Raw genomic sequence first — 23249 nt, 5'->3', positions numbered from 1 at the left:
AATTTGAAAACCCAGTTTATGAGTGTGCGACCTAGCCAATATAGTAAGGCTTGTTTCTGGTTTAACGCGCTTTATGTTGGAACCGTAATATTGAAATTGGCAGAGTTTAAATTGGGACATTTTTCGACGTTTCGCACACTTATATTTGTAGTGTCCGCTTTGGCTATGTCTTTTGTGGGGGCGGATAACTCCCTTGCGCAGGACAACAAATCGCAACCGTCTCCGCCTACTGTCACACAACCGGCACCGGCTGCGGGGACGGCTGCGGATAGTGCGCCAGTTTCGGGCGTCGTGCAGCAGCAAAAGCCGGTTATTAATGATCTCAAGCAGCAGACGAAGGCGATCAGCGATCAGTTGCAGAAGTCTTCAACAAGCGATGAATCGCTTGCCAATTTCAAACTCCAGCTCGATACTCTTTCTAAGAAACTGCTCGATGCAGGCGTTGCGTTTCGCCCAAGGCTGACTGAAATCAACACCCGTCTTGAGCAACTGGGTGCAGCACCTTCGGGCGATCAACCCGCAGAGCCTGCAATTGTTGCTGACGAGCGCGCGCGACTGGTTGCGGAAAAAGCCGAAATCAATGCAGTCATTGGCGAGACGGAAGATGCATCGCTTGCCGTTAATCAGATGTCGTCGAAAATCGGCAATATGCGCCGAGATCTGTTCGCACAAACCCTGTCGCAGCGTGTCAGTCTTGATCTTACGCTTGGCTCGGAAGTCAGTGCTGCTGCAGGCGACCAAATGGTTTCGCTGTGGCGCGTCGTCAAATCATGGTGGCGGTTTGTTTTTACATTTAAGCTGAACTCATTTCTGGCAGCGGCGTTTTTTGCGATCATTGCAGCAATGATTATTCAGCTTGGTGCGCGCCGCGTCCTGGGTTCGCTGTGGGAACGCGATCTGACCGTTCAAACGCCGTCTTATCTAAGCCGCCTCTCGGTGGCTTTCTGGTCGACTGCGATCCCGTCTGGCGCTGTGGGCGTGTTTCTTGCTACCACCTATTTCTCTCTCGAATATTTCAATGTTTTGAGACCCGATATAGCAGCCCTGCTGCAATCGCTATTCATTGTTCTTGGCATCGTATTTTTCATCAGCCGCTTGGCCTTTGCATGTATCAGCCCTTATACACCTGCGTGGCGTCTGGTGCCTATTGCACCCGGTCCGGGCCGGGCTTTGGTGTGGCTGATTACGGGTATGGCGCTGATAAACGGGCTTGATTCCTTTTTCAGCAAGGTTAATCAGGTGCTGTCGTCGCCATTGTCTCTGACAATGGCAAAGAGCCTACTTTCAACGGTCGTGATTGGTATCCTTATACTGATTATCGCGCTGCTTAAGCCGATCGAGAAAAAAGACGAAGAAGGTGTCAGGCCGTGGCCGAAGGCTTTCCGGTTCTTTCTCATTATTCTTGGGCTTTTGCCGATTGTTGCAGCCGGACTTGGCTTCATCGGTATGGCGCGGTTTATGGCGCAGCAGATCGTCGTTACTGGCGCTTTCCTTGTTGCAATGTATCTCGGCTTCTTGACGGCCCGTGCGATTTCAGAAGAGCAGGCTTTTGCTTCCAGCCCATTTGGGCGGGTGATGCGGGATCGTTTTCATTTCAATGACGCGATTCTCGACCAAATAGGGCTTGCCGTTGGAATTCTGATCAATCTGACGGTTGCTTTGGTTGGGATACCGCTCGTGCTGATGCAGTTTGGCTTCCAGTGGAGCGAACTTAAAAGCACGTTTTATCAGCTTATGACTGGCTTCCAGATTGGCAGCATTTCCATTTCGCTGATGGGAATTTTCACTGGGCTTGCACTCTTCGTCATCGTTTATCTGATGACGCGGTGGTTCCAGAACTGGCTCGATAACAGCGTGATGGCGCGCGGGCGCGTCGATTCCGGCGTTCGCAATTCGATCCGAACGGTTGTCGGTTATGTCGGACTGGTTCTTGCGGGATTGGTTGCGGTCTCCGCAGCAGGTTTCAATCTCTCAAGCCTTGCACTCATTGCCGGTGGTCTTTCGCTCGGTATCGGTTTTGGTCTTCAGAACATCGTTCAAAACTTTGTTTCCGGTCTTATCCTGCTGGCTGAACGTCCGTTCAAAGTCGGCGACTGGGTTGAGGCTGGAACAGTCAGCGGCATTGTCAAAAAGATCAGTGTTCGAGCAACGGAAGTGGAAACCTTCCAGAAGCAGTCAATCGTGGTGCCGAATTCGACGCTCATCAACGGCAATGTTGGCAACTGGACATTGCGTAACAAGCTTGGACGCATCGATATAAATGTGCAGGCTTCCTATACCGACGAGCCGCGCCGCGTTCATGCGCTGCTGCTTGAAATCATACGCGCTCATCCGTCGATTCTCAAAAATCCCGAACCGTTCGTTGCTTTTCAGAGCATGACGGATTCGCTCATGGTGTTTGATTGCTATGCACATGTTGCAGACATCACAGCGACAGGCGGGATCAAGAACGAGCTGCGGTTCCAGATTGTCGAGCGATTCCATGCTGAAGGAATTCAGATGGCATCGTCTTCCACCGATCTGGTGCTCGGAGTACCTGAAATCGAAAAGCTTTCCGAGCTGATCAACAAGGACGCGACGCCTGTGACCAAGCCGCGAAAGGAAAAGCCAGTCGAGCTTGAAAAATCTGAACATGACGACAAAGTATGAACGGGGCGTTCAGTTGCAGTTCAGTTTTGAAGTCTTATAAGTAAAGGCATAGACAGGGATGTGATGCATCCTTGAAGAGTGGGGCCGGGTTTCCGGCGTTGTAGCGGGAGCGGCGGAAACGTCGGAACGATATGAACAGAACTCAGATCAATCATGCTGGCAAAGTCGGGCTAGCTGCGATGCTTGCGCTTTCTTTCTCGGTACCGGCGCTTTATGCAGCCACCGTCTCTAACAATGACGCTTCTGCGCAAACTATTGTGGTGACGGAAGGTGCTTCAAAGCGCGAATTGCTGGTAGCACCCGGTGAGACTGTCGATTTTTGCGATGGCGGCTGCTTTGTCACTTTTCCAAATGGTGATCGTGAGGCGCTGAAGGGCGACGAAGCCATCACCCTTTCGGGTGGCAAGGCAACTTTTCAGTAAGTCGCTGATTTGAATTGAAAAAGCCGGGGTTTTGCCCCGGCTTTTTGTTTTTAGCTGCGCGGCTTCGAGCTTTCAGGATCATAAAGCGGCTTATAGCCAATCGAGACGACTTCGACGGGATAAGTCTCGCCGAAATATTCAACATTTAGCTTGCGGCCTTCCTGACAATAGGACCATGGCAGATAGGCAAGGGCGATGTTCTTCCCAATCGTTGGACCATAAGCGATGGAGGTCGTGAACGAACGGCGACCCAGTTCATCGACCAAGGTTTCCCCGGTTTCCGGATCTAGCACCGGCAGAATGCCGACCGGATAGCGTTCAACACCTTTGGAATCGACATTTTCGCTCACAACCAGCGTGCAGAGCATGGCGGGCTGATGTTCTCTCGCCTTATATTCAAGATGTTTGGCCTTGCCACAGAAATCCGCTTCCTTGACCTTCGGGCGGGCAAGGTCGGCTTCAAGCAGATTATATTCGGTCAGCAGGTCCGCATTCTGCAAGCGCAGGCTTTTTTCCATGCGACGCGTATTGGCATAGGTCTCAACACCGACTGCAATTGCCCCGGTTGAACGCAGCGCATCCCAGACGGCGAGGGCGTCTTCATAGCGCATATGCAATTCCCAACCCTGTTCACCAACATAGGAAATGCGGAACGCAGTTACATCCTTACCGGCAATACGGATTGGCTTGATGGCCGCAAATGGGAAGTTTTCGACATTCAGACCATCGGGGTCTTCGACGATTTTCTTCAAATTTTCGCGGGCATTTGGTCCCCAGATTCCGATGGTAACATATTTTTCAGTCACATCGGTGATGGTAACGTCAAAACCCTTATCTTCGGCCACGCGACGCATGTAATGGAAATCGCGTGGACCAGCATCAGCACCGTTGATCATGCGGATGCGGTCTGCCATGCGGATGGCTGTGAAATCGGCGCGCACCATGCCTTCATTATCGAGGAAATGGGTGTAGATGCCTTTTCCAATATTGCCATCGCCGCCAATTTTTGCAGCACAAAGCCATTCCATCAGCTCGACATGGTCTGGGCCTTCAATGTCATACATTGCAAAATGTGAGAGATTGATGATCCCGCAATCTTCACTCAGCGCCAGATGTTCAGCATTGGAAACGCGCCAAAAATGGCGATTGTCCCATTCGTTTTCGCGCACAGGAATGCGGTCGCCATATTTCTCCAGCAGATGTTCGTTGGCTGCATAGCCATGCGCACGCTCCCAGCCACCCAACTCCATGAAGTGGCCGCCAAGTTCTTTCTCACGCTCATAGAATGGCGAGCGGCGGATATTGCGGCCCTTTGAGAAAGGTTCGCGGGGATGAACGGCAGGATTATAAACCTTCATTGCGGTTTCAGTGCAGCGATCCCAAATGAATTGTTCGGTCATCTGGTGCGGATAAAAGCGCGAATAATCAATGGCATGGTGGTCGATTGACGTTCGGCCATCGGTCATCCAGTCAGCAATGAGTTTGCCCATGCCGGGGCCATCCTTGACCCAGATGGCAACTGCGTACCACAGGCCGCGTATCTTTTGGCTCTCACCCATGGAAGGGCCACCATCGGTCGTGACCTGCAAAAAGCCGTTGAAGGAATGGCTTTCATTATAACCCAGTTCGCCGAGGATCGGTGTCAGTTCGATGGCGCGCTCAAGCGGTTCAAGAACCTGCTCCATGTCAAGATCGCGCTGCGAAGGTGACAGGCGTGCTTCGTGCTTTTCAAGGAGGTCGCGCGGATGGCAGAGGCGAGGATTGGTTTCCTCGTAATAGCCCCATTCGATCTGCCCGCCTTCGGCAGTCTTCGGATCTCCTGTATCGCGCATATAGGCGGAATTACCCTGATCGCGCAGAAGCGGCCAGCCGATTTCTTTACCGGTTCCGGCAAATTCATTATAGGGGCCGAAGAAGGTCAGCGGATGGTCAATTGGCATGACGGGTAGGTCTTCGCCAACCATTTCGGCAATCAAGCGGCCCCACAGACCGGCGCAAATCACGACATAATCCGCCTCAATCGTGCCGCGATGAGTGACAACCCCTTTGATACGGCCGTTTTCGATGACGAGTGACTGAGCCGGTGTGTTGGCGAAACTCTGGAGTTTGCCCGCAGCTTCTGCCTGATCGATCAGTTTGCCTGCGACCGTCTGCGAGCGGGGAATGACGAGGCCTGCATCCGGGTCCCACAAACCGCCCTGAACGAGACTTTCTTCAATGAGCGGGAACTTTTCTTTGACTTCCGATGGCTCCATCAGACGGGCGCGGGTACCAAAGGCTTTGCCGGAAGCGACCTTGCGCTTTAGCTCTTCCATACGGGAATCGTCGCCAACGCGGGCGACTTCGATGCCGCCGACACGGGCGTAATGACCCATCTTTTCATAGAAATCTATGGAATAAAGCGTCGTCCAGCAAGACAGAAAATCGTGGCTGGTCGCATAGCAAAAATCGGATGCGTGTGCGGTGGAGCCAATATCGGTGGGGATGCCGGATTTGTCGATACCGACAATGTCGTCCCAGCCCCGTTCGATCAGATGGTGGACAACAGATGCGCCGACAATGCCGCCAAGGCCGACAATGACCACTTTTGCCTTTTTAGGAAACTCTGCCATTTTATGCGATCCCATTTTGTATTTGATGGAACCATAGTCTTTGCCTAGGGGCGACAATTGTCATTCTACGACATAATCTCGGCCCGAGGCGACCGAAATTACTTCGTTGGACATCGCGATTGAAAGCCAAGTGATTGACCGTCGCGCTACGTTGAAAAGTTGATTCATCCGGCAGGGCTATCACTATGATTTAAAAGAAAAAGCCGCGCTTTGAAGGCGCGGCGTTGATTGTAAAGCTAGCGATCAGGCTGCAACGAGCATTTTCCGATCCGCTCGTTCCTGCTGGGGTGAACGACCATAAAGTTCGCGATAGCACTTGGAAAAATGCGACGCGGAAACAAAGCCGCAAGCGACAGCCACTTCAACCACCGGCATAGATGATTGCAACAGCAGATGCCGGGCGCGGTCGAGGCGTATTTCAAGATAATAGCGCGCCGGAGAGCGACCCATTTCCTGCCGGAAAAGCCGTTCGACCTGGCGGCGCGAAAGACCAATAGTGTGCGCTACATCAATGAGAGTTTCCGGTTCTGAAAGATTGGCTTCCATCATTTCGATGATGGTCAGAATTTTCGAGTTCTGAATGCCAAGGCGCGCGCGCAACGGCAGTCGCTGGCGGTCATGCGGATTGCGTACGCGGTCAGTAAGCGCTTGTTCGCAAATACGATTGACCAGATTGTCGTCGAAATCATCACCGATCAGCTTCAGCATCATATCCAGCGCGGCTGTTCCGCCTGCGCAGGTATAAATATTGCCGTCGACCTCAAAAAGATCGGCATAGACTTCTGCCTTTGGGAAGGCTTCGGAAAAACCGGGCAGGTTTTCCCAGTGAATTGCACAGCGCCTGCCGGAGAGAAGGCCAGCCGCAGCCAGTATGTGCGCGCCGGTGCAAAGACCACCAACTGCCACGCCGCGATTATATTCTTCACGCAGCCAGGCAAAGACGGATTTGTTGCGGAATTCCTCAACGTAAACGCCGGAGCATACAAAGACCATGGATGGCCGCTGCTCGCGTTGAAGATAGCGGCGCTCGTCTTCAAGTGACGCATTGACCGCGCATTCCACGTTATTTGATGCCTTTACTGGTTGGCCGTCGGTTGATGTGAGGCGCCAGCGATAGGCTTCATAGCCCAGCATTCGATTGGCAATGCGCAGCGGTTCAATTGCTGTCGCAAATGCGATCATCGAAAAGTCCGGGACAAGAAAAAAGACAATAGATCGCTTGATCAAAGAAGCGTTGCTCATAGCCCGACCGTTCCCATTCTCGAAAGCCTGTTCTGCGGTTCCCGACGCAATTCAGGCCTTGTGCCTCCGTCATGACACAGGAACCCTGTTAGGGCCCGGTCATCCGGTCGTTTTCTGACCGATGGTCCTATTGCTCACGCCTGGATTTACATGGGGTAGGCTATGACGCAAACAGGATAGGCATATTGAGACATAGAACATGAGAATTGCATAGTGCGGCTAAATGCCTGCCGTATATTGGCATCTATATGTCGCTAAATTGATGGCAGGGCTTCACCTGTCCTCAATTGTGTTCTTGTGCGCTTATCGCGACTGCCTTTTGGCTACGCTGGGAAGGCGATCATCGACATTGGGCCAACCAATGTCATGCAGGATATGTTCAGGCAAAGATTCCAGCACACGACGGCTGCGCTTGATCCGACGATTATATGTCCAATCCGAATAGAATTTTTCGAATGTTTTACGCGCCTCGGTCAATCGCATCATGAGGGCTGGCAGATTTGGTGTCTGCTGTTTCTCCAGTAATTCACATTGAATGCTCATTTTCGTTCTCCTGAACTCCATTGTCTAAGAGTTTGCGACCGTCTTGACGTTCAATCAAACGAAATATAGAAAGGTATAAGATCAGAAAAATTGAACTAACGGAAGTCGCGGAGTTCAGCATGACAGCGCCGGTTCAGCATCCTTTGCCAATGCTCGATATTGATGTGTTGCGGACATTCACAGCCATTGCCGATACGGGCAGCTTTTCTGCTGCCGCAAATGTGGTGTTTCGCACGCCTTCGGCTGTATCAATGCAGATTAAGAAGCTTGAAGAGCAATTGGGTGTGGCGGTCTTTGAGCGCGATGCGCGTTCTGTGACGCTGACCAGCGACGGCGAAGTGCTGCTTGGTTATGCAAGGCGACTGCTGGCGCTCAATCGTGAGGCTGTGGCAAAATTTGTTGCGCCGACTGTGACGGGCGTTGTTCGGCTCGGCTCGCCTGATGACGTGGGCGAATGTGTGTTGCCGCTTGTTTTGAAGCGGTTTGCAGAAACCCACCCGGGCGTGACGGTCGATGTGGTAATTGATCAGAGTGTAAATTTGCGCAAGCGCCTTGATGAACGACGGCTCGACGTCACTCTGGTCAATCTATCGCACACGGTTCCGAGCAAAGGCGATATTGAGATACTGCTTGATGAGGAACTGGTCTGGGCGGGTGCCAAATGCGGCACTGCTTATCGGCGCGACCCGTTGCCTCTATCTATTTGGGAAGAGGGCTGTGCCTGGCGCGGCAATGCGCTTGAAGCACTTGAAAAGTCGGGCCGTGCTTATCGAATTGCCTATATGAGTTCTCATTCCACTGGCCAACGTGCCGCCATACAGGCTGATCTTGCAATTGCACCTTTTGGCAAGACGCTTTTGGGTGAAGGGATCGTGCCGCTTGGAACTGAACATAATCTGCCGCAACTTGGCCGTTATCAGCTTGGCATGATCATCAAGCCGGATGCGCGGCAGCATATTCAGGTCGTTGCCGAGCACCTGCGCAATGTTTTTGAATCCTATCGCCGTAGCGGTCGTTTCGATCCGTTTCGGAATTTGTAAGCGGTTCTCTTGCCAGCGAATAAAGCTGCACTAGTTTCTATTATGACAGCCGCGTGAAACGGCTTCACCACCAGCATATCGGCAAGGCTGGCCGATTGTTTGGGAGGCTAAATTTTAGAATTGCAGAAATCAATGGAGAGACCCTATGAAGCTATCTCGTATCGTTCCTGTCGCGATTATTCTCTGCGCTTTCACGCTGGCCTCTTGCGCAAATACGGTGCGTGGTGTTGGGCGTGATGTTAAGGGCACTGCTAATGCCGTTGAAGAAACGGTTCAGTAATAAGAAAAAAGGTCCGGGAATTTCCCGGACCTTTTTTATTTCTGAAGGAAATAACTCACGATCAGATGCTTATCTGGTCGGGTTCTGTAAATTGCGGATGTCGTGCTGATACCGGTTTGAGGTGCTGCGATACTGGCTTCATTCATTAATGTCGAAACACGCGCATTGGGTGTTGCGTCACCAAACCACATCACCAGCACAGGCTTTCTAGCATCGGCTGCACCATAGGGTGTTTCCGGGTGAATGACTTCAATCGATGGATCAAAAAGTCTGAAATTACCGGCTATTTGCGCATTGTCCGTCAGGATTGTTCTGAAATCACCATCTTTGCGCATTTCTTGATAAAGGCTTTGATAATCAAGCTGACCGTAGGGCGGTGTATTCGAACCATAGGTGAGGTAATAGCCAAGAATTGGCGGAACTATGAGTGCGAATATAACGCTAACCCCTGCGAATTCAGTAAGAGCACGCGTATTGCGGCGATATTGTTCAAACAGGCATGCAATTACAGCAGGTGTTAGAAAGAGCACTGGCTGCAGCCAGCGGTCCTTGATATTGCTGACGCCAGCAACGACCACACCGGCCAATACAATGAGCATTCCCACAATGAGAAGCCGACGCATAAACACTTCGCCAGCCGCCAAGGGCTTTGTTGGCGATGTGCGTCTGGCTGAATGAAGAAGTGATATAATTCCTGCAACCGCCAGCGCCAGTATGGAGAAAAGGAATGCTGCTTCAATAAAGCTTCCAACACCATTAAGGCGATCAAAGAGCAGATTGCCGGATGCGCCGATTTGAAGTTTTTCCGAGCGTGCAATGACACTTGATTTGTGTGCCAGCATCCAGTTTGCAGTCGGCGTGAAGCAGATCGCAAATGCAGCGATTGTTAAGAAAGAAAGCTTTGAAAGCAGGACCTTGCGATATTCCGCAACTGACAATCCGGTTACAATCAGCATGATCACAAACAGCGATGCGTTGAATTTGCCGAGGATTGCCGCCGCCATCGTGACGCCCAGCACTGCTGCAGCAACGGCATGTCGATCACGCATATACCATGCGAATGCCAGAAATGCCCAACCGCAACCTGCCGTGCCTGCGATGGAATGGGTCAGTGCGCGTTGTGATTCCCAGCCAATCTGTGGAACCAGAAACAACCCCAGCATCGATGCCGAAGCGACCATTCGTGAGAAACCCAAAAGCCGCATACCGCCAAAGACGCTCAAAAACAGGCTCGCAAGCATGCTGAATTTGACGATTTGCAGCGTGAGCATAGATGTACCGAGCACCGATGCGGCAATATTGGTTATCCACGTATAAAGCGGTGGCTGCGATCCGCCATATCCCCAATCGAGATAGCCTATATTTGCAAGTTGTTCGGCATCATCAAGGCCCGCGCCATTCGACACCACCGTGACGAGAATTGCCTGAAAAGCAAAATAACAAATGATAAAGACCACCGCCATCGGCAGGCCAAAAAAGGATTTATCGGCAGTGTGCGCCGTCGTGGCTTTGAGGGTGGTCAAAATAATCTTGCCCAAAATCTGGATCGCATTCAAAAAAACACGATACTAAAATTCGTTAGACCTTCGAACGTTTGTTTGGGTGCATAGAACAAACAGCGCTCCAAGTAAAATACCTGTCACAGGATTATGGCCTGATTTCAATCATGGAACTAAAAACTTAAACTATCATCACGCATAATTTATAATTTCGCAAGAATGGCAAAAAACCGCGCTGCCTCGTCAGGTGCACGGTCTTGCCAATTACGCATGGCGCTTCCACCAAACAATACACAGGTGGGAGAGACTGAAGCTCCGGTACGCAGTACCTGATCCGGAGCGTCGAGAAGGTTTGACCCGTCTCTTGCTCCTTTGTAGCTCAACATCGTTACCGTACGGTTATCAGATACTTAAGCAAATCTAAACAAGCGTTGTTTTTTCAACTTTCTGAAGAGAAAGCGCAGACTATTTATTTTAATCAGCAACCTTCGTTGCGCGAAGGAAGTTGATGATGCCTGAAAAATCTTCGCCGCCATGACCCTCATTGTCGAAGCGGCTGTAGAGTTCTTCGGCATGCGCCCCTAATGGCGTGGCCGCGCCGGCGCTTTTCGCAGCTTCCTGTGAAAGTTTGAGGTCTTTGAGCATAAGGGCTGCGGCAAAACCCGGTCTATAATCACGATTTGCCGGTGAAGTCGGTACTGGTCCCGGTACAGGGCAGTAGGTTGTCAGCGACCAGCACTGGCCTGACGAGGTCGATGCGACATCGAACAATGCTTGATGCGAAAGGCCGAGCTTTTCTGCAAGAACAAACGCTTCGCTGACGCCGATCATGGAAATACCCAGGATCATGTTGTTGCAGATTTTGGCGGCTTGTCCTGCACCGTCGCCACCGCAATGAACGATCTTGCCTGCCATAGGCTTGAGAAGTGGCTCGGCTTTAGCAAAGGCGTCGTCGCTGCCGCCTGCCATGAAAGTTAGCGTGCCTGCCGCAGCCCCGCCAGTGCCGCCCGATACCGGCGCATCAACGGAAAGCTGTCCGTGCCTGGCTGCAATCTCATGAGCTTTGCGGGCAGAACCGACATCAATGGTCGAGCAATCGATGAAAACCGAATCTTTTCGGGCATAAGGCGTAGTGTCTTCATAAACCGAAAGAACATGTTTACCCGCAGGCAGCATGGTAATCACGGCATCTGCAGACTGAACGGCTTCGAGAGCACTGGTTGCAATTTCGAGGCCATTGGCTTTTGCTTCTTCCAGATGCGCGGCCAGCAAATCAAAGCCCACGACCTTATGCCCGGCTTTCACCAGATTGGCGGCCATTGGTCCGCCCATATTACCCAAGCCGATAAAAGCGATAGTGGCCATGATTTCCTCCCAAGAAATGTGTATTAACGTCCAATCATATGGCGTGCGATGATAACCCGCATGATCTCGTTTGTGCCTTCAAGAATCTGGTGAACCCGGAGATCGCGAACCAGTTTTTCCACGCCATAGTCGTGGAGGTAGCCATAGCCACCCAGAATTTGCAGTGCGTCATTGGCGATGTCGAATCCGGTGTCGGTGACAAAGCGCTTTGCCATGGCAGACCATTTGCCTGCATCATGGGTTTTGCGATCAAGCTTGCTTGCAGCAGCGTACAATATCTGGCGTGACGCGGTTAGTTCAGTTTCCATGTCCGCTAAACGAAATTGCAACGCCTGAAAGCGGTCAATGGTCTGGCCGAAAGCCTTGCGTTGCCCCGCATATTCCAATGCCTTGCTGAGTGCTGATTGCGCGCCACCCAATGAGCAAGCAGCTATATTAAGCCTTCCGCCGTCAAGACCTGCCATAGCGATTTTGAAGCCGGTACCTTCATCGCCGAGACGATTTTCAACCGGAACCCGACAATTATCGAAAATAACCGTGCGTGTGGGCTGCATATTCCAGCCCATTTTGTGTTCATTGGCTCCGAAAGACAGGCCGGGTGCATCTTTTGGCACAATAAGGGTAGAAATTCCCTTCGGTCCGTCCTCGCCGGTACGCACCATTGTAACGTAAAGATCGGTGGCACCTGCGCCTGAAATAAATTGCTTCGTTCCATTGACGATGTAGTGGTCACCATCACGTTCGGCACGGGTGCGAAGAGCGCTTGCGTCCGAACCAGAGCCGGGTTCGGTTAGGCAATAACTTGCAAGCGTTTCCATTGAGGTGAGCTTCGGCATGAACACCTGGCGCTGGTTTTCATCGCCGAATGAGTCGATCATCCATGCAGCCATATTATGGATGGAGATGAATGCAGAAAAAGCCGGGCAGGCCTCGGCCAGCGCCTCGAAAATAAGCACTGCATCTGAACGTTTGAGCGCTGAACCGCCCACATCGTCGCGCACATAAATACCACCCATGCCCAGAGGGCCGGTGCTTTTGATTATGTCGATGGGAAAATGCTTGTCACGATCCCATTGCAGCGCATGGGGTGCAACAAAATCCTCTGCGAATCCACGGGCCATATCCTGAATGGCGAGCTGATCTTCGTTGAGTTCGAACTGGTTCTGGTCCGCCGTATCCATGGTTTCCTCCCTATGAGCACCGCGCCTCCTATCCCGAATAGATCATAACCTCGGTGGGCTGCCAACGCCCTATTGGAATAATGTTGCTCACTTTTGTAATAAACTGATGCGCATTTTTGCATAGACGCTGAGGGTGTGCGGAGCGATTGCCAGTGGCGAGAAGTTGCGATAGGCACGGTGCATGACACGCGCAATCATGTTTCAGGGAACGGGTTCAGACGTCGGCAAAAGCGTGCTTGTTGCAGGCCTTTGCCGTGTTGCACGCAATCGCGGTTTAAAAGTACGGCCATTTAAGCCGCAAAATATGTCCAATAATGCAGCCGTCAGCGAGGATAACGGCGAAATTGGCCGTGCGCAGTGGTTACAGGCCTTGGCCTGTGGTGTGCCATCATCCTTTCACATGAACCCAGTGTTGTTAAAGCCGCAGACTGACATGGGCAGTCAGGTCATTGTTCACGGGCAGGTGCGGGGCGAAGCGCGCGGGCGCTATTATCAGCAATTGAAACCACAATTGATGGCTGCGGTGATGGAATCCTTTGCAAAGGTCAGTGAGGGGGCTGATCTGGTGCTGGTGGAAGGTGCCGGATCGCCAGCGGAAATCAATCTGCGCGCAGGCGATATTGCCAATATGGGCTTTGCTACTGAGGCAAACGTGCCGGTGGTGCTGGTTGGCGATATTGACCGTGGCGGGGTCATTGCCTCGTTGGTCGGTACACATACGATTCTGACACCAGAAGACCGCGCCATGGTGCGCGGATTTCTGATCAACAAGTTTCGCGGCGATATATCTCTGTTTGATGATGGTTTGGCGGCAATTACCAACTTCACCGGCTGGCGATCTTTCGGCGTGGTGCCTTGGCTTAAAGCCGTGTCGCGCCTGCCTGCGGAAGATTCGGTCGTTTTGGAGCGGGCAACACGCGGTGATGCAAAAGCGTTGAAAGTGGCTGTCCCCATGCTGCCGCGTATTGCGAATTTCGACGATCTTGATCCACTGAAAGCGGAAGCGCAGGTGGAAGTTGTAATGGTGTCGCCCGGTCAATCGATACCGCATGATGCGGGCCTTGTGATCTTGCCGGGAACGAAATCGACCATAGCGGATCTGATTGCTTTGCGTGAAAATGGTTGGGAGCGTGATATTCAGGCACATGTGCGGCGCGGTGGGCATGTGCTTGGCATTTGCGGCGGATTTCAGATGCTGGGTAATCGCATCCGTGATCCAGAAGGCGTTGAAGGGCACGTCCATGACATCGAAGGGCTGGGCCTGCTTGATGTTGAGACTGTCATGGAACCTGAGAAAATTGTGCGCAATGTAGCGGCAATGTCGATCGTTTATGGTAGCGATCTTGAGGGCTACGAAATTCATATCGGGCGCACTCAAGGGGCGGATGCAATTCGACCCTTTGCCCGTATTGGTGATCACGACGATGGTGCAATCTCAGCCAATGGGCGTGTCATGGGAACATATCTTCACGGTGTGTTCAGTGCAGATGCGTTCCGGCATCAGTTTCTGGCCAGTCTTGGCGTCATTGGTTCGGGCGAGAATTATCGCGAGAGCATCGAAAACGCATTGGATGAGTTGGCGGAAGGTCTGGAAAGCTGTTTGGATATTGATGCGCTATTTGAACTCGATTGACGGCATCACGGTGAAGGCCTAGTGTCGTTTTATGCAATAGGTCTTTGCCCGGACGAATCCCGGCGATACCAAAAGGGAATGTGACGGACGGACCCATTTCGGGCGTCTTTATCGCAGCCGACCCCGCGACTGTAGAGCGGAGAGGGATGAGGCAAGCCGGGCAACCGGCAACCACTGGAAACCGAAGGGTTTCTGGGAAGGTGTTTCACTTCTTACGACCCGTGAGCCAGGAGACCTGCCTGTTGCGTGAAGGGCATTATGTCCGCACCCCATGGGAGGTTTTCCCTGCTGCCTGCACGGAGGTTGTCATGGCTGCGCGTAACGAAAATTCACTTTCCAACACACTCCCTCTTCCACTTGCTGCTCGTCTTGGTACAGCAGTGGTGTCGCTTATGCTCGGCGCTTTTCTTATCTATGGCGTGGGTCTTGCGCATTCCGATACTCTGCATGATTCCGCGCATGATACGCGTCATGCCTACGGGTTTCCTTGCCACTAAAAGCATGTCGCGGGAAAATGGGAATTAGTTTTCCGATAACGACATGCGCAAAAACAAATAGATAGAGCGAGCGTAGTGGTTACGATTAACCGCCACCCGTTCTAAGATAACTGTTTTTTCGGAAATCAGAGTTTGGGCAAAGCTTGATGGTGGACGGCCATTTGAGCATCTTGGCTATTGAGGGAATGAAATGTTGATCCGTTATTTACTGGCCACGCTTGCAGCGGGCCTTTTGGCAGGGCTTCTGGTCACGCCGGTTATGTATTTGAAAACCGTGCCGCTTATCATTCAGGCGGAAACTTATGAAGATGCAGATGGTGGCCACAGCCACGATGATGCGGAAGCGGCTGCTCCACATGATCATGGGGCCGATGTGGCTACCGATGATGAAGAGGCCGGTGCTGAGCTTCCTTTTGGTCGTCTTGGCAATACATTACTAGCCAATCTTGTCGCGGGTGCCGGTTTTGCGCTGCTGCTTGGTGGTGTAGCTCTTCTTGCAGGACGTCGCATTACAGCGCGTAACGGCATTTACTGGGGTGTGGCTGGGTTTTTTGCCGTGGCATTTCTGCCAGCAATCGGCCTGTCGCCCGAGCTTCCTGCCATGCCTGCGGCTGACCTCGCACAGCGCCAGCTCTGGTGGCTGGTAACGGTTATTTTTAGCGGTCTTGGCCTTTATCTGATCGTTCTGCGTGGCGAGATCGTCTCCAGAATCCTTGGGCTGGTGCTGATTATCGCAACGCATCTTTATGGTGCGCCGCATCCTGAGGATATTGCATCGCCTATCCCGGCATTGCTTGCCTCACAATATGCGGTTTCGTCGCTTGCAACCAATCTCTTTCTGTGGGCCGTTATTGGTTTTGCACTCGGCTGGTTCATTCAGACCTACGCAAAGTCGGAAGTTGAAAGCTGATGAATATGGCTCCGTCCCGAAACGAAACTGGAAATATCACATTCGTTCTTGGCGGAGCCCGTTCTGGCAAGTCGACCTATGCAGAAAAACTGGTTGAAGATTCTGGACTTCAGCCGGTCTATCTCGCGACAGGACGAGCATTTGACACGGAAATGCAAAGCCGCATTTCCATTCATCGTGACAGGCGCAGCGCAGAATGGCAAACTGTGGAAGAGCCGCTTGACCTCGTCGGGGCGCTTGAAAAACACGCCCGGCCCGAGTGTTTTGTGCTGGTGGACTGCTTGACGCTTTGGCTTACCAATTTGATGATGGCAGAGCAGAATGTCGCTACTGAAACAGAAAAACTGATAACAGCTTTGCCAAAGCTTTCCGGCCCGGTTGTTTTCGTTTCCAACGAAGTGGGCTTGAGTATCGTTCCAGAAAACAAAATGGCGCGGGAATTTCGTGATTATGCCGGTTTTTTGCATCAGGCTGTGGCGTCAGTGGCAGATGAAGTTTATTTCATAGCGGCAGGTCTGCCGCTCAAAATTAAGGGTTAATTTTATGCAGGCACAGAAAATGCGTGGTGAAAAGATACCGGCAACCGTGATCACCGGATTTTTAGGCTCCGGCAAGACCACGCTGATCCGCAATCTGCTGGAAAACGCCAATGGCAAGCGTATCGCGCTCATCATCAATGAGTTTGGTGATCTTGGCGTCGATGGCGGAATTCTCAAAGGCTGCGGCATTGAAACCTGCCGCGAAGAAGATGTGATCGAACTCAACAATGGCTGCATCTGCTGCACTGTTGCCGATGACTTCATTCCGACCATGACCAAGCTTCTGGATCGTGCCGATCGTCCCGATCACATTGTGATTGAAACTTCGGGGCTTGCGCTGCCGCAACCGCTGGTCGCAGCGTTCAACTGGCCGGAAATCAAGACTCAGGTGACTGTCGATGGCGTAGTGACGGTGATTGATGCCGCAGCCGTTGCCGAAGGTCGTTTTGCCGACGACCATGACAAGGTCGATGCGCAACGCGCGGCGGACTCCTCTCTTGATCATGAAAGCCCCTTAGAGGAACTTTTTGAGGATCAGATTCATGCAGCCGATCTGATTGTCCTGAACAAAGCAGACCTTATTGATCCTTCCAAACTCGATAGCGTGAAGGCGGATGTGGCGAAACGTTCATCGCGCCGCGTGAACATGGTTCCGGCAAGTTTCGGCAAGCTCGGTGCCGATGTGCTGCTCGGTCTTGGCGTGGGTACGGAAGACGATATTGCCAATCGCAAGTCGCATCACGAAATTCATCATGCCGACGGACATGAGCATGATCACGACGAGTTTGAAAGCTTTGTCGTGGAAGCGGGTTCCGTCGCCGATCCGAAGGCGTTTGCTGAAAAGCTCAAAGGTGTGATCGCGGAGCATGATGTGCTGCGTCTCAAGGGCTTTGTTGACGTGCCGGGCAAGCCGATGCGTCTGGTTGTTCAGGCTGTTGGTCCGCGGATTGAGCATTATTTCGATCGTCCGTGGGGTAAGGATGAGACAAGAGCCACGCGTCTTGTCGTTATCGGCCTGCATGAAATTGACGAGCAGGCAATTACCCAAGCCGTGAAAGCTTCCGTTTCATAATGCACTTATTGCTTGCCCAAAAAGGAACGATCAGCGACGGCAATGAGGCCGTCGATCTCGGCCAGACGCCGGGCGATATATTGTTTCTTTCCGCTGCCGATACGGAACTGGCCAGCCTTGCACATGCCCGATCAGGCGTGCAAGGAGGGCCAAGTCTAAGGCTTGCCAATTTTTTGAGCCTCACGCATCCCATGTCGGTCGACGCCTATGTCGAGCGCACAGCGAAGCATGCGAAACTCATCGTGGTGCGGATTATTGGTGGTGAGACCTATTGGCCTTATGGGCTTGAAGCGCTTCATGCCTGTGCGCTCGGGCATGGTATCAAGTTAGCGGTGCTGCCGGGAGATGATAAGCCCGACTACGGGCTTGAGCGGTTCTCGACTATATCCGCACAAGAGCGCGATGCGCTCTGGCAATATTTGATCGAAGGCGGTGCGGTGAATACGTGCCGATTCCTTGATTATTGCACGGCATTGATCGACGGAAACGAAAAACCGGAAGAGGCCGCACCACTTCTCAAAGCCGGGCTTTGGTGGCCGGATATGCTCACGCCTTCGGTTGAGCTGATTAAAAAGCAGTGGCAGGTAGCGGATGGACCGGTTGCTGCAATCATTTTTTATCGTGCGCTTGTTCAGAGCGGGCAGACGCAGCCTGTTGAAGCGCTGGTTCGTGCCTTGCAGACGCAAGGGCTAAACCCGCTGCCGATCTTTGTTTCGAGCCTCAAGGACAGGCTGTCGGTTGCGGTTGTCGATGGTCTGTTTGAAGATTGCCGCCCGGATATTGTACTCAATGCCACTGGCTTTGCCATTTCATCGCCGGGATCAGAACGAAAGTCGACCGTGCTCGATGCGCGTGGCAATATGGTCTTGCAGGTGATTTTTTCCGGCACACCAAAGGCCACATGGGAAAGCTCGCAGCAAGGATTGCTGGCGCGTGATCTTGCAATGAATGTAGCTCTGCCGGAAATTGATGGGCGCGTGCTTTCGCGTGCGGTGTCTTTCAAATCTGCCAGACAATTTGATACTCAGGTTGAGGCGAATATCGTCACCCATGAGCCGGATGCCGGGCGCGTGGATTTTGTGGCGCGACTTGCAGCCAACTGGGTGCGTTTGAAGCGCAAGAAGCCGGAAGAGCGCCGCATTGCACTGATACTTGCCAATTATCCAAACCGTGATGGCAGGCTTGGCAATGGCGTTGGACTTGATACGCCAGCCGGAACGGTAGAAGTTTTGCGCGCTATGGCGGGTGAGGGATATTGCGTGGGTGATGTGCCTGCCGATAGCGATGCTTTCATGCGGCTTATCATGGCGGGTCCAACGAATGCGGCACGCGATGGGCGGGAAATCCGCGAGACGATTTCTCTCAATCAATACAAAGCGTTTTTCAAAAAACTTCCCAATGCGATTCAGCAGGAAATTGAAAGCCGCTGGGGTGAGCCTTCACGTGATCCATTCTATGACGACGAAGTGGGTGGCTTTGCGCTGCCGCTGATGAAGCTTGGTGAAACAATCGCCGGAATTCAGCCCGCGCGTGGTTACAACATTGATCCGAAAGAGACTTACCACTCGCCCGATCTCGTGCCGCCGCATGGTTATATCGCTTTTTACGCCTATTTGCGCGACGTGGCGAACGTCGATGCCATTGTGCATATGGGCAAGCATGGCAATCTGGAATGGTTGCCGGGCAAGGCGCTGGCTTTGTCTGAAAATTGCTATCCTGAAGCGGTCTTTGGGCCAACGCCGCATGTGTATCCGTTTATTGTCAATGATCCGGGTGAAGGCACACAGGCCAAGCGCCGTGCGGGTGCAGTGATTATAGATCACCTGACGCCACCGCTGACGCGCGCCGAAAGCTATGGACCGCTCAAAGACCTCGAAGCGCTGGTCGATGAATATTACGAGGCGTCGGGCGTTGATCCGCGCCGTCTGCTGCGGTTGAAAGTGCAGATACTCGATCTGGTGCGTGATATTGGCCTTGATCGCGATGCAGGTATTCACGATCACGATGATGAAGATATGGCTTTGCAGAAGCTCGATGCCTATCTTTGTGATCTCAAAGAAATGCAAATCCGTGATGGGTTGCATATTTTCGGACTTGCCCCCGAAGGACGGTTATTGACCGATTTGCTCGTCGCACTTGCGCGTGTGCCACGCGGCATTCCGTTATCGCTTGGTGGTCTGTCGGGCGAGCAAAGCTTGCAACGGGCAATTGCTAAGGATGCAGGGCTTGGCGAAGGTTTTGATCCGCTAGATTGCGTGATGGCTGATCCTTGGATTGGGCCAAAGCCTGAATTGCTGGTTGCAGCAAGCCCGGCAAGCTGGCGTATTGCGGGTGATACTGTCGAGCGGATTGAGCTTCTTGCGGCTCAGTTTGTAGAGGGCGAGGTCGTTTGCCCGGCAAACTGGACGCAGACGAATGCTGTTTTGCAATCGATCAACGATCATTTACGGCCTATGGTGACAGCATGCGGCCCCTGTGAGATTGAAGGTTTTTTGTCTGCGATTTCGGGACGTTTTGTGCCGCCTGGACCATCAGGTGCGCCAACGCGTGGGCGGCCAGATGTTTTGCCGACCGGGCGCAACTTCTATTCCACGGATAGCCGTGCTGTGCCGACGCCTGCCGCATGGGAGCTAGGGCGTAAATCGGCAGAACTGCTGATCACGCGCTATACGCAGGATCATGGCGAGTGGCCGACATCTTTTGGTCTCACCGCATGGGGTACGTCCAACATGCGTACCGGAGGTGATGATATTGCGCAGGCCTTGGCGCTGATCGGTGTGAAGCCTCTGTGGGACATGGCCTCGCGGCGCGTTACCGGCTACGAGATTGTGTCGATTGCCAAGCTCGCCCGTCCGCGTGTTGATGTGACGCTTCGTATTTCCGGCTTCTTCCGCGATGCCTTTCCGGACCAGATTGCGCTATTCGATAAGGCCGTGCGTGCTGTGGGCGCTCTAGATGAGGATGCCGAAGACAATCCGATCGCCGCGCGCATTCGCGATGAACAAGCGCGGCTCGTTGCATCGGGTGTTAATGCGCAGGATGCTGCCCGTCGTGCAGGCTATCGCGTGTTTGGCTCCAAGCCCGGCTCTTATGGGGCTGGTTTGCAGGCCCTTATTGATGAAAATAGTTGGGCCGGACGTGATGATCTTGCGGAAGCCTGGCTCGTCTGGGGCGGCTATGCCTACGGCGCAGGTGAGGAAGGGCAGGCGGAGCGCGGACTGCTGGAGGAGCGGTTGCGTTCCGTGCAGGCGGTGGTGCAGAATCAGGATAACCGCGAGCACGATCTTCTCGACAGTGATGATTATTATCAGTTTGAAGGCGGCATGGCTGCGACCGTGGAAAATCTCACGGGTGCAATGCCAACCGTTTATCACAATGATCATTCGCGACCGGAAAAGCCGGTGATCCGTACGCTCGAAGAAGAATTGTCGCGGGTGGTGCGTGGCCGTGCTGCCAACCCAAAATGGATCAATGGTGTGATGCGTCACGGCTATAAGGGTGCTGCGGAAATTGCAGCGACCGTTGATTATCTCTTTGCCTTTGCTGCCACGACCGGCAAAGTCGGCAATCATCATTTCGAGACTGTCTATCAGGCTTACATCGCTGACAAAGCGGTACATGATTTCATGGCTGAGAAAAATCCGGCGGCACTTCGTGAAACAGCTTCCAAACTCAATGATGCGATAGAGCGCGGCTTCTGGGTGCCGCGATCCAATTCTGCACGGTTCGAGCTTGAAAATCTGATGCAACACTGCACAAAAACGGCTTTGTGATGGGCCTCAATTTGTTTGTAAGCAAAGTCTGACATGGAAGTTCTGGCATCTTTCATAGCGCTTGTTGAACTTGATAAAATGATTCCGGAAAGGGCATTAAATGGTTGAGAAATCTGCGAAACTTCTTTCGATGACGGAAGAGGAGATGAATGCCCGCCACGCAGATAAAATGCGCAAGAAGAAAGCTGCCCGCGACAAGATTCAGGCCACCAAGACCGATGAAAAAGGTCTGGTGATTGTCAATACCGGTAAGGGCAAAGGCAAATCGACCGCTGGTTTCGGCATGGTTTTTCGAGCGGTTGGTCATGGCATGAAGGTTGGTGTCGTACAGTTTGTCAAAGGCTCATGGGACACGGGCGAGCGCTGGGTGCTGGAAAAATTCCCGGAGCAGGTGACGATTTCGGCACTTGGTGAAGGTTTTACTTGGGAAACACAGGATCGTGCGCGTGACATTGCCATGGCGCGTGATGCGTGGGAGCAGGCCAAAGCCATGATCCTTGATGAAAGCTATGATCTGGTGCTCTGCGATGAGCTTAATATCGTGCTGCGCTATGATTATCTGCCGGTGGAGGAAATTATCGAAGTGCTTCGAGCCAAGCCGGAAATGAAGCATGTCATCATCACGGGCCGCAATGCCAAGGATGAGTTGATTGAAGCTGCCGATCTTGTGACCGAGATGGAACTGATCAAACATCCGTTCCGTTCTGGCGTAAAGGCACAAAAAGGCATTGAGTTTTGATGTTAGATAGCTGGCAATTCTGGGCTTTGATGTCGGCGGTATTTGCCGCACTGACTGCAATCTTCGCTAAGGTTGGCATTCAGGGTATCAACTCGGATTTTGCTACGCTTGTCCGCACGCTGGTCATTATTGCAGCTCTGTGTTTGTTTCTGACAGTAACCGGGCAATGGCAGAAGCCCGGTGAAGTTTCTGCCAAATCTTGGGTGTTTCTGGTGCTGTCCGGTCTTGCGATTGGTGCATCATGGCTTGCCTATTTTCGTGCTTTGCAGATTGGTGAGGCTTCACGCGTATCAGCGGTAGACAAGCTCTCCGTGGTGCTGGTGGCTTTGCGGGTTTAGAAACCGATCCACTGGCGCAACGGATTGCTGGGTTCCATCAAAAGCCGCACAGCAAGCGCAAGGCTGACGACGATCAGCAAAGGCTTGATGATGCGGGAGCCGATTTTCATAGCAAGGCTTGCGCCGATCTGTGCGCCGATGAATTGCGCAACACCCATGCAGATGCCGACTTTCCAATTGATAACGCCAATCAGCGCAAAAGTGGCAAAGCCGCCGACATTGGATGCGCAGTTGAGAAGCTTTGTGTGAGCGGTGGCTTTCAAAACGCCAAAGCCTGCAAGTGCTACAAATGCGATCATGAAGAACGACCCGGTTCCGGGGCCGAATAAGCCATCATAAAAGCCGATCAGCGGAATGATCGTCATACCAAACAGGAAGTGCCCGATGCGGCGCGAGCGGTCGAGATCACCGAGGCTGGGCTTTACGGCAAAGTAAATTGCAATCGCGATCAGTAACATTGGCAGAGCGGCGCGCATAATGTCGACCGGAAGGATCGTTGCCAAAAATGCGCCAAGAACCGAACCGATGAGTGATGCAATGGCTTCTGGCCATTGTTCGCGGATATTCACATGGCCTTTGCGTGCATAGGCGATGGTTGCCGATGATGAGCCGAAAAGTCCTTGCAGCTTATTCGTGCCCAATGCTTCAACCGGTGGAATGCCAGCGAGTAGTAACGCAGGAATCGTAATCATGCCGCCGCCACCAGCAATGGAATCAATAATGCCCGCAATAAAAGCGGCCATGGTGAGCAGCAACGTCAATGTGTCGAAGAATTCAAGCATTGGGGAAGGGTCCGGCAAAAGATGCCGCAACATAGATCATGAATTTTTTTTATGCCAGACAAGTTGTGTCGGGAACCAGCTTACCCTTGCTTTGTTTTCTGGTTCGGGCATCATAACAATGAACATCAGCGCA

General features: G+C 52.5%; 18 protein-coding genes, 1 pseudogene and 1 riboswitch. Of the genes and pseudogenes, 12 read left to right on the top strand and 7 right to left on the bottom strand.

Annotated elements, in window-relative coordinates:
- Window positions 1-165: 165 nt before the first annotated feature.
- Together CEV31_RS01080 and CEV31_RS01075 are read left to right on the top strand one after the other, a co-directional pair.
- Window positions 166-2649, top strand: coding sequence for a mechanosensitive ion channel domain-containing protein (locus CEV31_RS01080; RefSeq protein WP_374846882.1), 2484 nt, complete (start codon window positions 166-168; stop codon window positions 2647-2649).
- A 131-nt stretch (window positions 2650-2780) separates the two neighbouring features.
- On the top strand, window positions 2781-3071 hold the full coding sequence (locus tag CEV31_RS01075; RefSeq protein ID WP_094505057.1) for a hypothetical protein: 291 nt from the start codon (window positions 2781-2783) through the stop codon (window positions 3069-3071).
- Between the two features lie 50 nt (window positions 3072-3121).
- Here the strand turns inward: CEV31_RS01075 and CEV31_RS01070 are convergent, their stop codons facing one another.
- The 3 genes from CEV31_RS01070 to CEV31_RS01060 all read right to left on the bottom strand — a co-directional run bounded on the left by CEV31_RS01070 (window position 3122) and on the right by CEV31_RS01060 (window position 7468).
- Entirely contained in the window at window positions 3122-5683 is a 2562-nt protein-coding gene (locus tag CEV31_RS01070; protein WP_094505056.1) for a GcvT family protein, read from the bottom strand.
- Between the two features lie 243 nt (window positions 5684-5926).
- Complete coding sequence (locus CEV31_RS01065; protein WP_094505055.1) at window positions 5927-6925, bottom strand: GlxA family transcriptional regulator; 999 nt, start codon at window positions 6923-6925, stop codon at window positions 5927-5929.
- A gap of 303 nt (window positions 6926-7228) precedes the next feature.
- Window positions 7229-7468: a DUF1127 domain-containing protein gene (locus CEV31_RS01060; RefSeq protein WP_094505054.1), complete on the bottom strand. Its 240-nt coding sequence runs from the start codon at window positions 7466-7468 to the stop codon at window positions 7229-7231.
- Between the two features lie 119 nt (window positions 7469-7587).
- On the opposite strand from CEV31_RS01060, the gene CEV31_RS01055 reads away from it, so the two are divergent.
- Together CEV31_RS01055 and CEV31_RS01050 are read left to right on the top strand one after the other, a co-directional pair.
- Window positions 7588-8508: a LysR family transcriptional regulator gene (locus CEV31_RS01055; RefSeq protein ID WP_094505053.1), complete on the top strand. Its 921-nt coding sequence runs from the start codon at window positions 7588-7590 to the stop codon at window positions 8506-8508.
- 145 nt (window positions 8509-8653) lie between these two features.
- A complete protein-coding gene (locus CEV31_RS01050) occupies window positions 8654-8788 on the top strand; it encodes an entericidin A/B family lipoprotein (protein ID WP_094505052.1) in 135 nt (44 codons plus the stop codon).
- Between the two features lie 35 nt (window positions 8789-8823).
- Here the strand turns inward: CEV31_RS01050 and CEV31_RS01045 are convergent, their stop codons facing one another.
- From CEV31_RS01045 to CEV31_RS01035, 3 genes are all read right to left on the bottom strand, one after another.
- Complete coding sequence (locus CEV31_RS01045; protein ID WP_235818009.1) at window positions 8824-10311, bottom strand: ArnT family glycosyltransferase; 1488 nt, start codon at window positions 10309-10311, stop codon at window positions 8824-8826.
- Window positions 10312-10761: 450 nt separating this feature from the next.
- Complete coding sequence (mmsB, locus tag CEV31_RS01040) at window positions 10762-11652, bottom strand: 3-hydroxyisobutyrate dehydrogenase (protein ID WP_094505051.1); 891 nt, start codon at window positions 11650-11652, stop codon at window positions 10762-10764.
- A 23-nt stretch (window positions 11653-11675) separates the two neighbouring features.
- The gene (locus CEV31_RS01035; RefSeq protein ID WP_094505050.1) at window positions 11676-12833 is read right to left on the bottom strand and encodes an isobutyryl-CoA dehydrogenase; all 1158 of its coding nucleotides are present in this window, start codon (window positions 12831-12833) and stop codon (window positions 11676-11678) included.
- A gap of 181 nt (window positions 12834-13014) precedes the next feature.
- Between CEV31_RS01035 and CEV31_RS01030 the strand changes: the two genes are divergently transcribed.
- The 8 genes and pseudogenes from CEV31_RS01030 to CEV31_RS00995 form a co-directional block, all read left to right on the top strand.
- Window positions 13015-14466, top strand: a complete 1452-nt coding sequence (locus CEV31_RS01030; protein WP_094505049.1) for a cobyric acid synthase — start codon at window positions 13015-13017, stop codon at window positions 14464-14466.
- A gap of 21 nt (window positions 14467-14487) precedes the next feature.
- Window positions 14488-14723, top strand: a riboswitch (cobalamin riboswitch).
- Window positions 14724-14774: 51 nt separating this feature from the next.
- Window positions 14775-14963: a CbtB domain-containing protein gene (locus tag CEV31_RS01025; protein ID WP_094505066.1), complete on the top strand. Its 189-nt coding sequence runs from the start codon at window positions 14775-14777 to the stop codon at window positions 14961-14963.
- A 190-nt stretch (window positions 14964-15153) separates the two neighbouring features.
- On the top strand, window positions 15154-15873 hold the full coding sequence (locus CEV31_RS01020) for a CbtA family protein (protein ID WP_094505048.1): 720 nt from the start codon (window positions 15154-15156) through the stop codon (window positions 15871-15873).
- A gap of 5 nt (window positions 15874-15878) precedes the next feature.
- On the top strand, window positions 15879-16412 hold the full coding sequence (gene cobU / locus CEV31_RS01015) for a bifunctional adenosylcobinamide kinase/adenosylcobinamide-phosphate guanylyltransferase (protein WP_094505065.1): 534 nt from the start codon (window positions 15879-15881) through the stop codon (window positions 16410-16412).
- Between the two features lie 19 nt (window positions 16413-16431).
- Window positions 16432-17484, top strand: coding sequence for a cobalamin biosynthesis protein CobW (gene cobW / locus CEV31_RS01010; protein ID WP_094505064.1), 1053 nt, complete (start codon window positions 16432-16434; stop codon window positions 17482-17484).
- A complete protein-coding gene (gene cobN, locus CEV31_RS01005; RefSeq protein ID WP_094505047.1) occupies window positions 17484-21257 on the top strand; it encodes a cobaltochelatase subunit CobN in 3774 nt (1257 codons plus the stop codon). Before cobW ends, cobN begins: the two co-directional genes overlap by 1 nt.
- Before the next feature lie 100 nt (window positions 21258-21357).
- On the top strand, window positions 21358-21996 hold the full coding sequence (gene cobO / locus CEV31_RS01000) for a cob(I)yrinic acid a,c-diamide adenosyltransferase (protein ID WP_094505046.1): 639 nt from the start codon (window positions 21358-21360) through the stop codon (window positions 21994-21996).
- A pseudogene (locus CEV31_RS00995) lies at window positions 21996-22325 on the top strand (EamA family transporter); the annotation flags it as partial. The gene cobO and the pseudogene CEV31_RS00995, both read left to right, overlap by 1 nt.
- Before the next feature lie 5 nt (window positions 22326-22330).
- Here the strand turns inward: CEV31_RS00995 and CEV31_RS00990 are convergent.
- Window positions 22331-23116, bottom strand: a complete 786-nt coding sequence (locus tag CEV31_RS00990; RefSeq protein ID WP_094505044.1) for a TSUP family transporter — start codon at window positions 23114-23116, stop codon at window positions 22331-22333.
- Window positions 23117-23249: the final 133 nt, after the last annotated feature.

This window comes from Brucella thiophenivorans (assembly GCF_002252445.1).
Lineage (GTDB): Bacteria > Pseudomonadota > Alphaproteobacteria > Rhizobiales > Rhizobiaceae > Brucella > Brucella thiophenivorans.
Note: the sequence above shows the minus strand (reverse complement) of the source record. Positions and strands in the feature narration are given on the sequence as shown.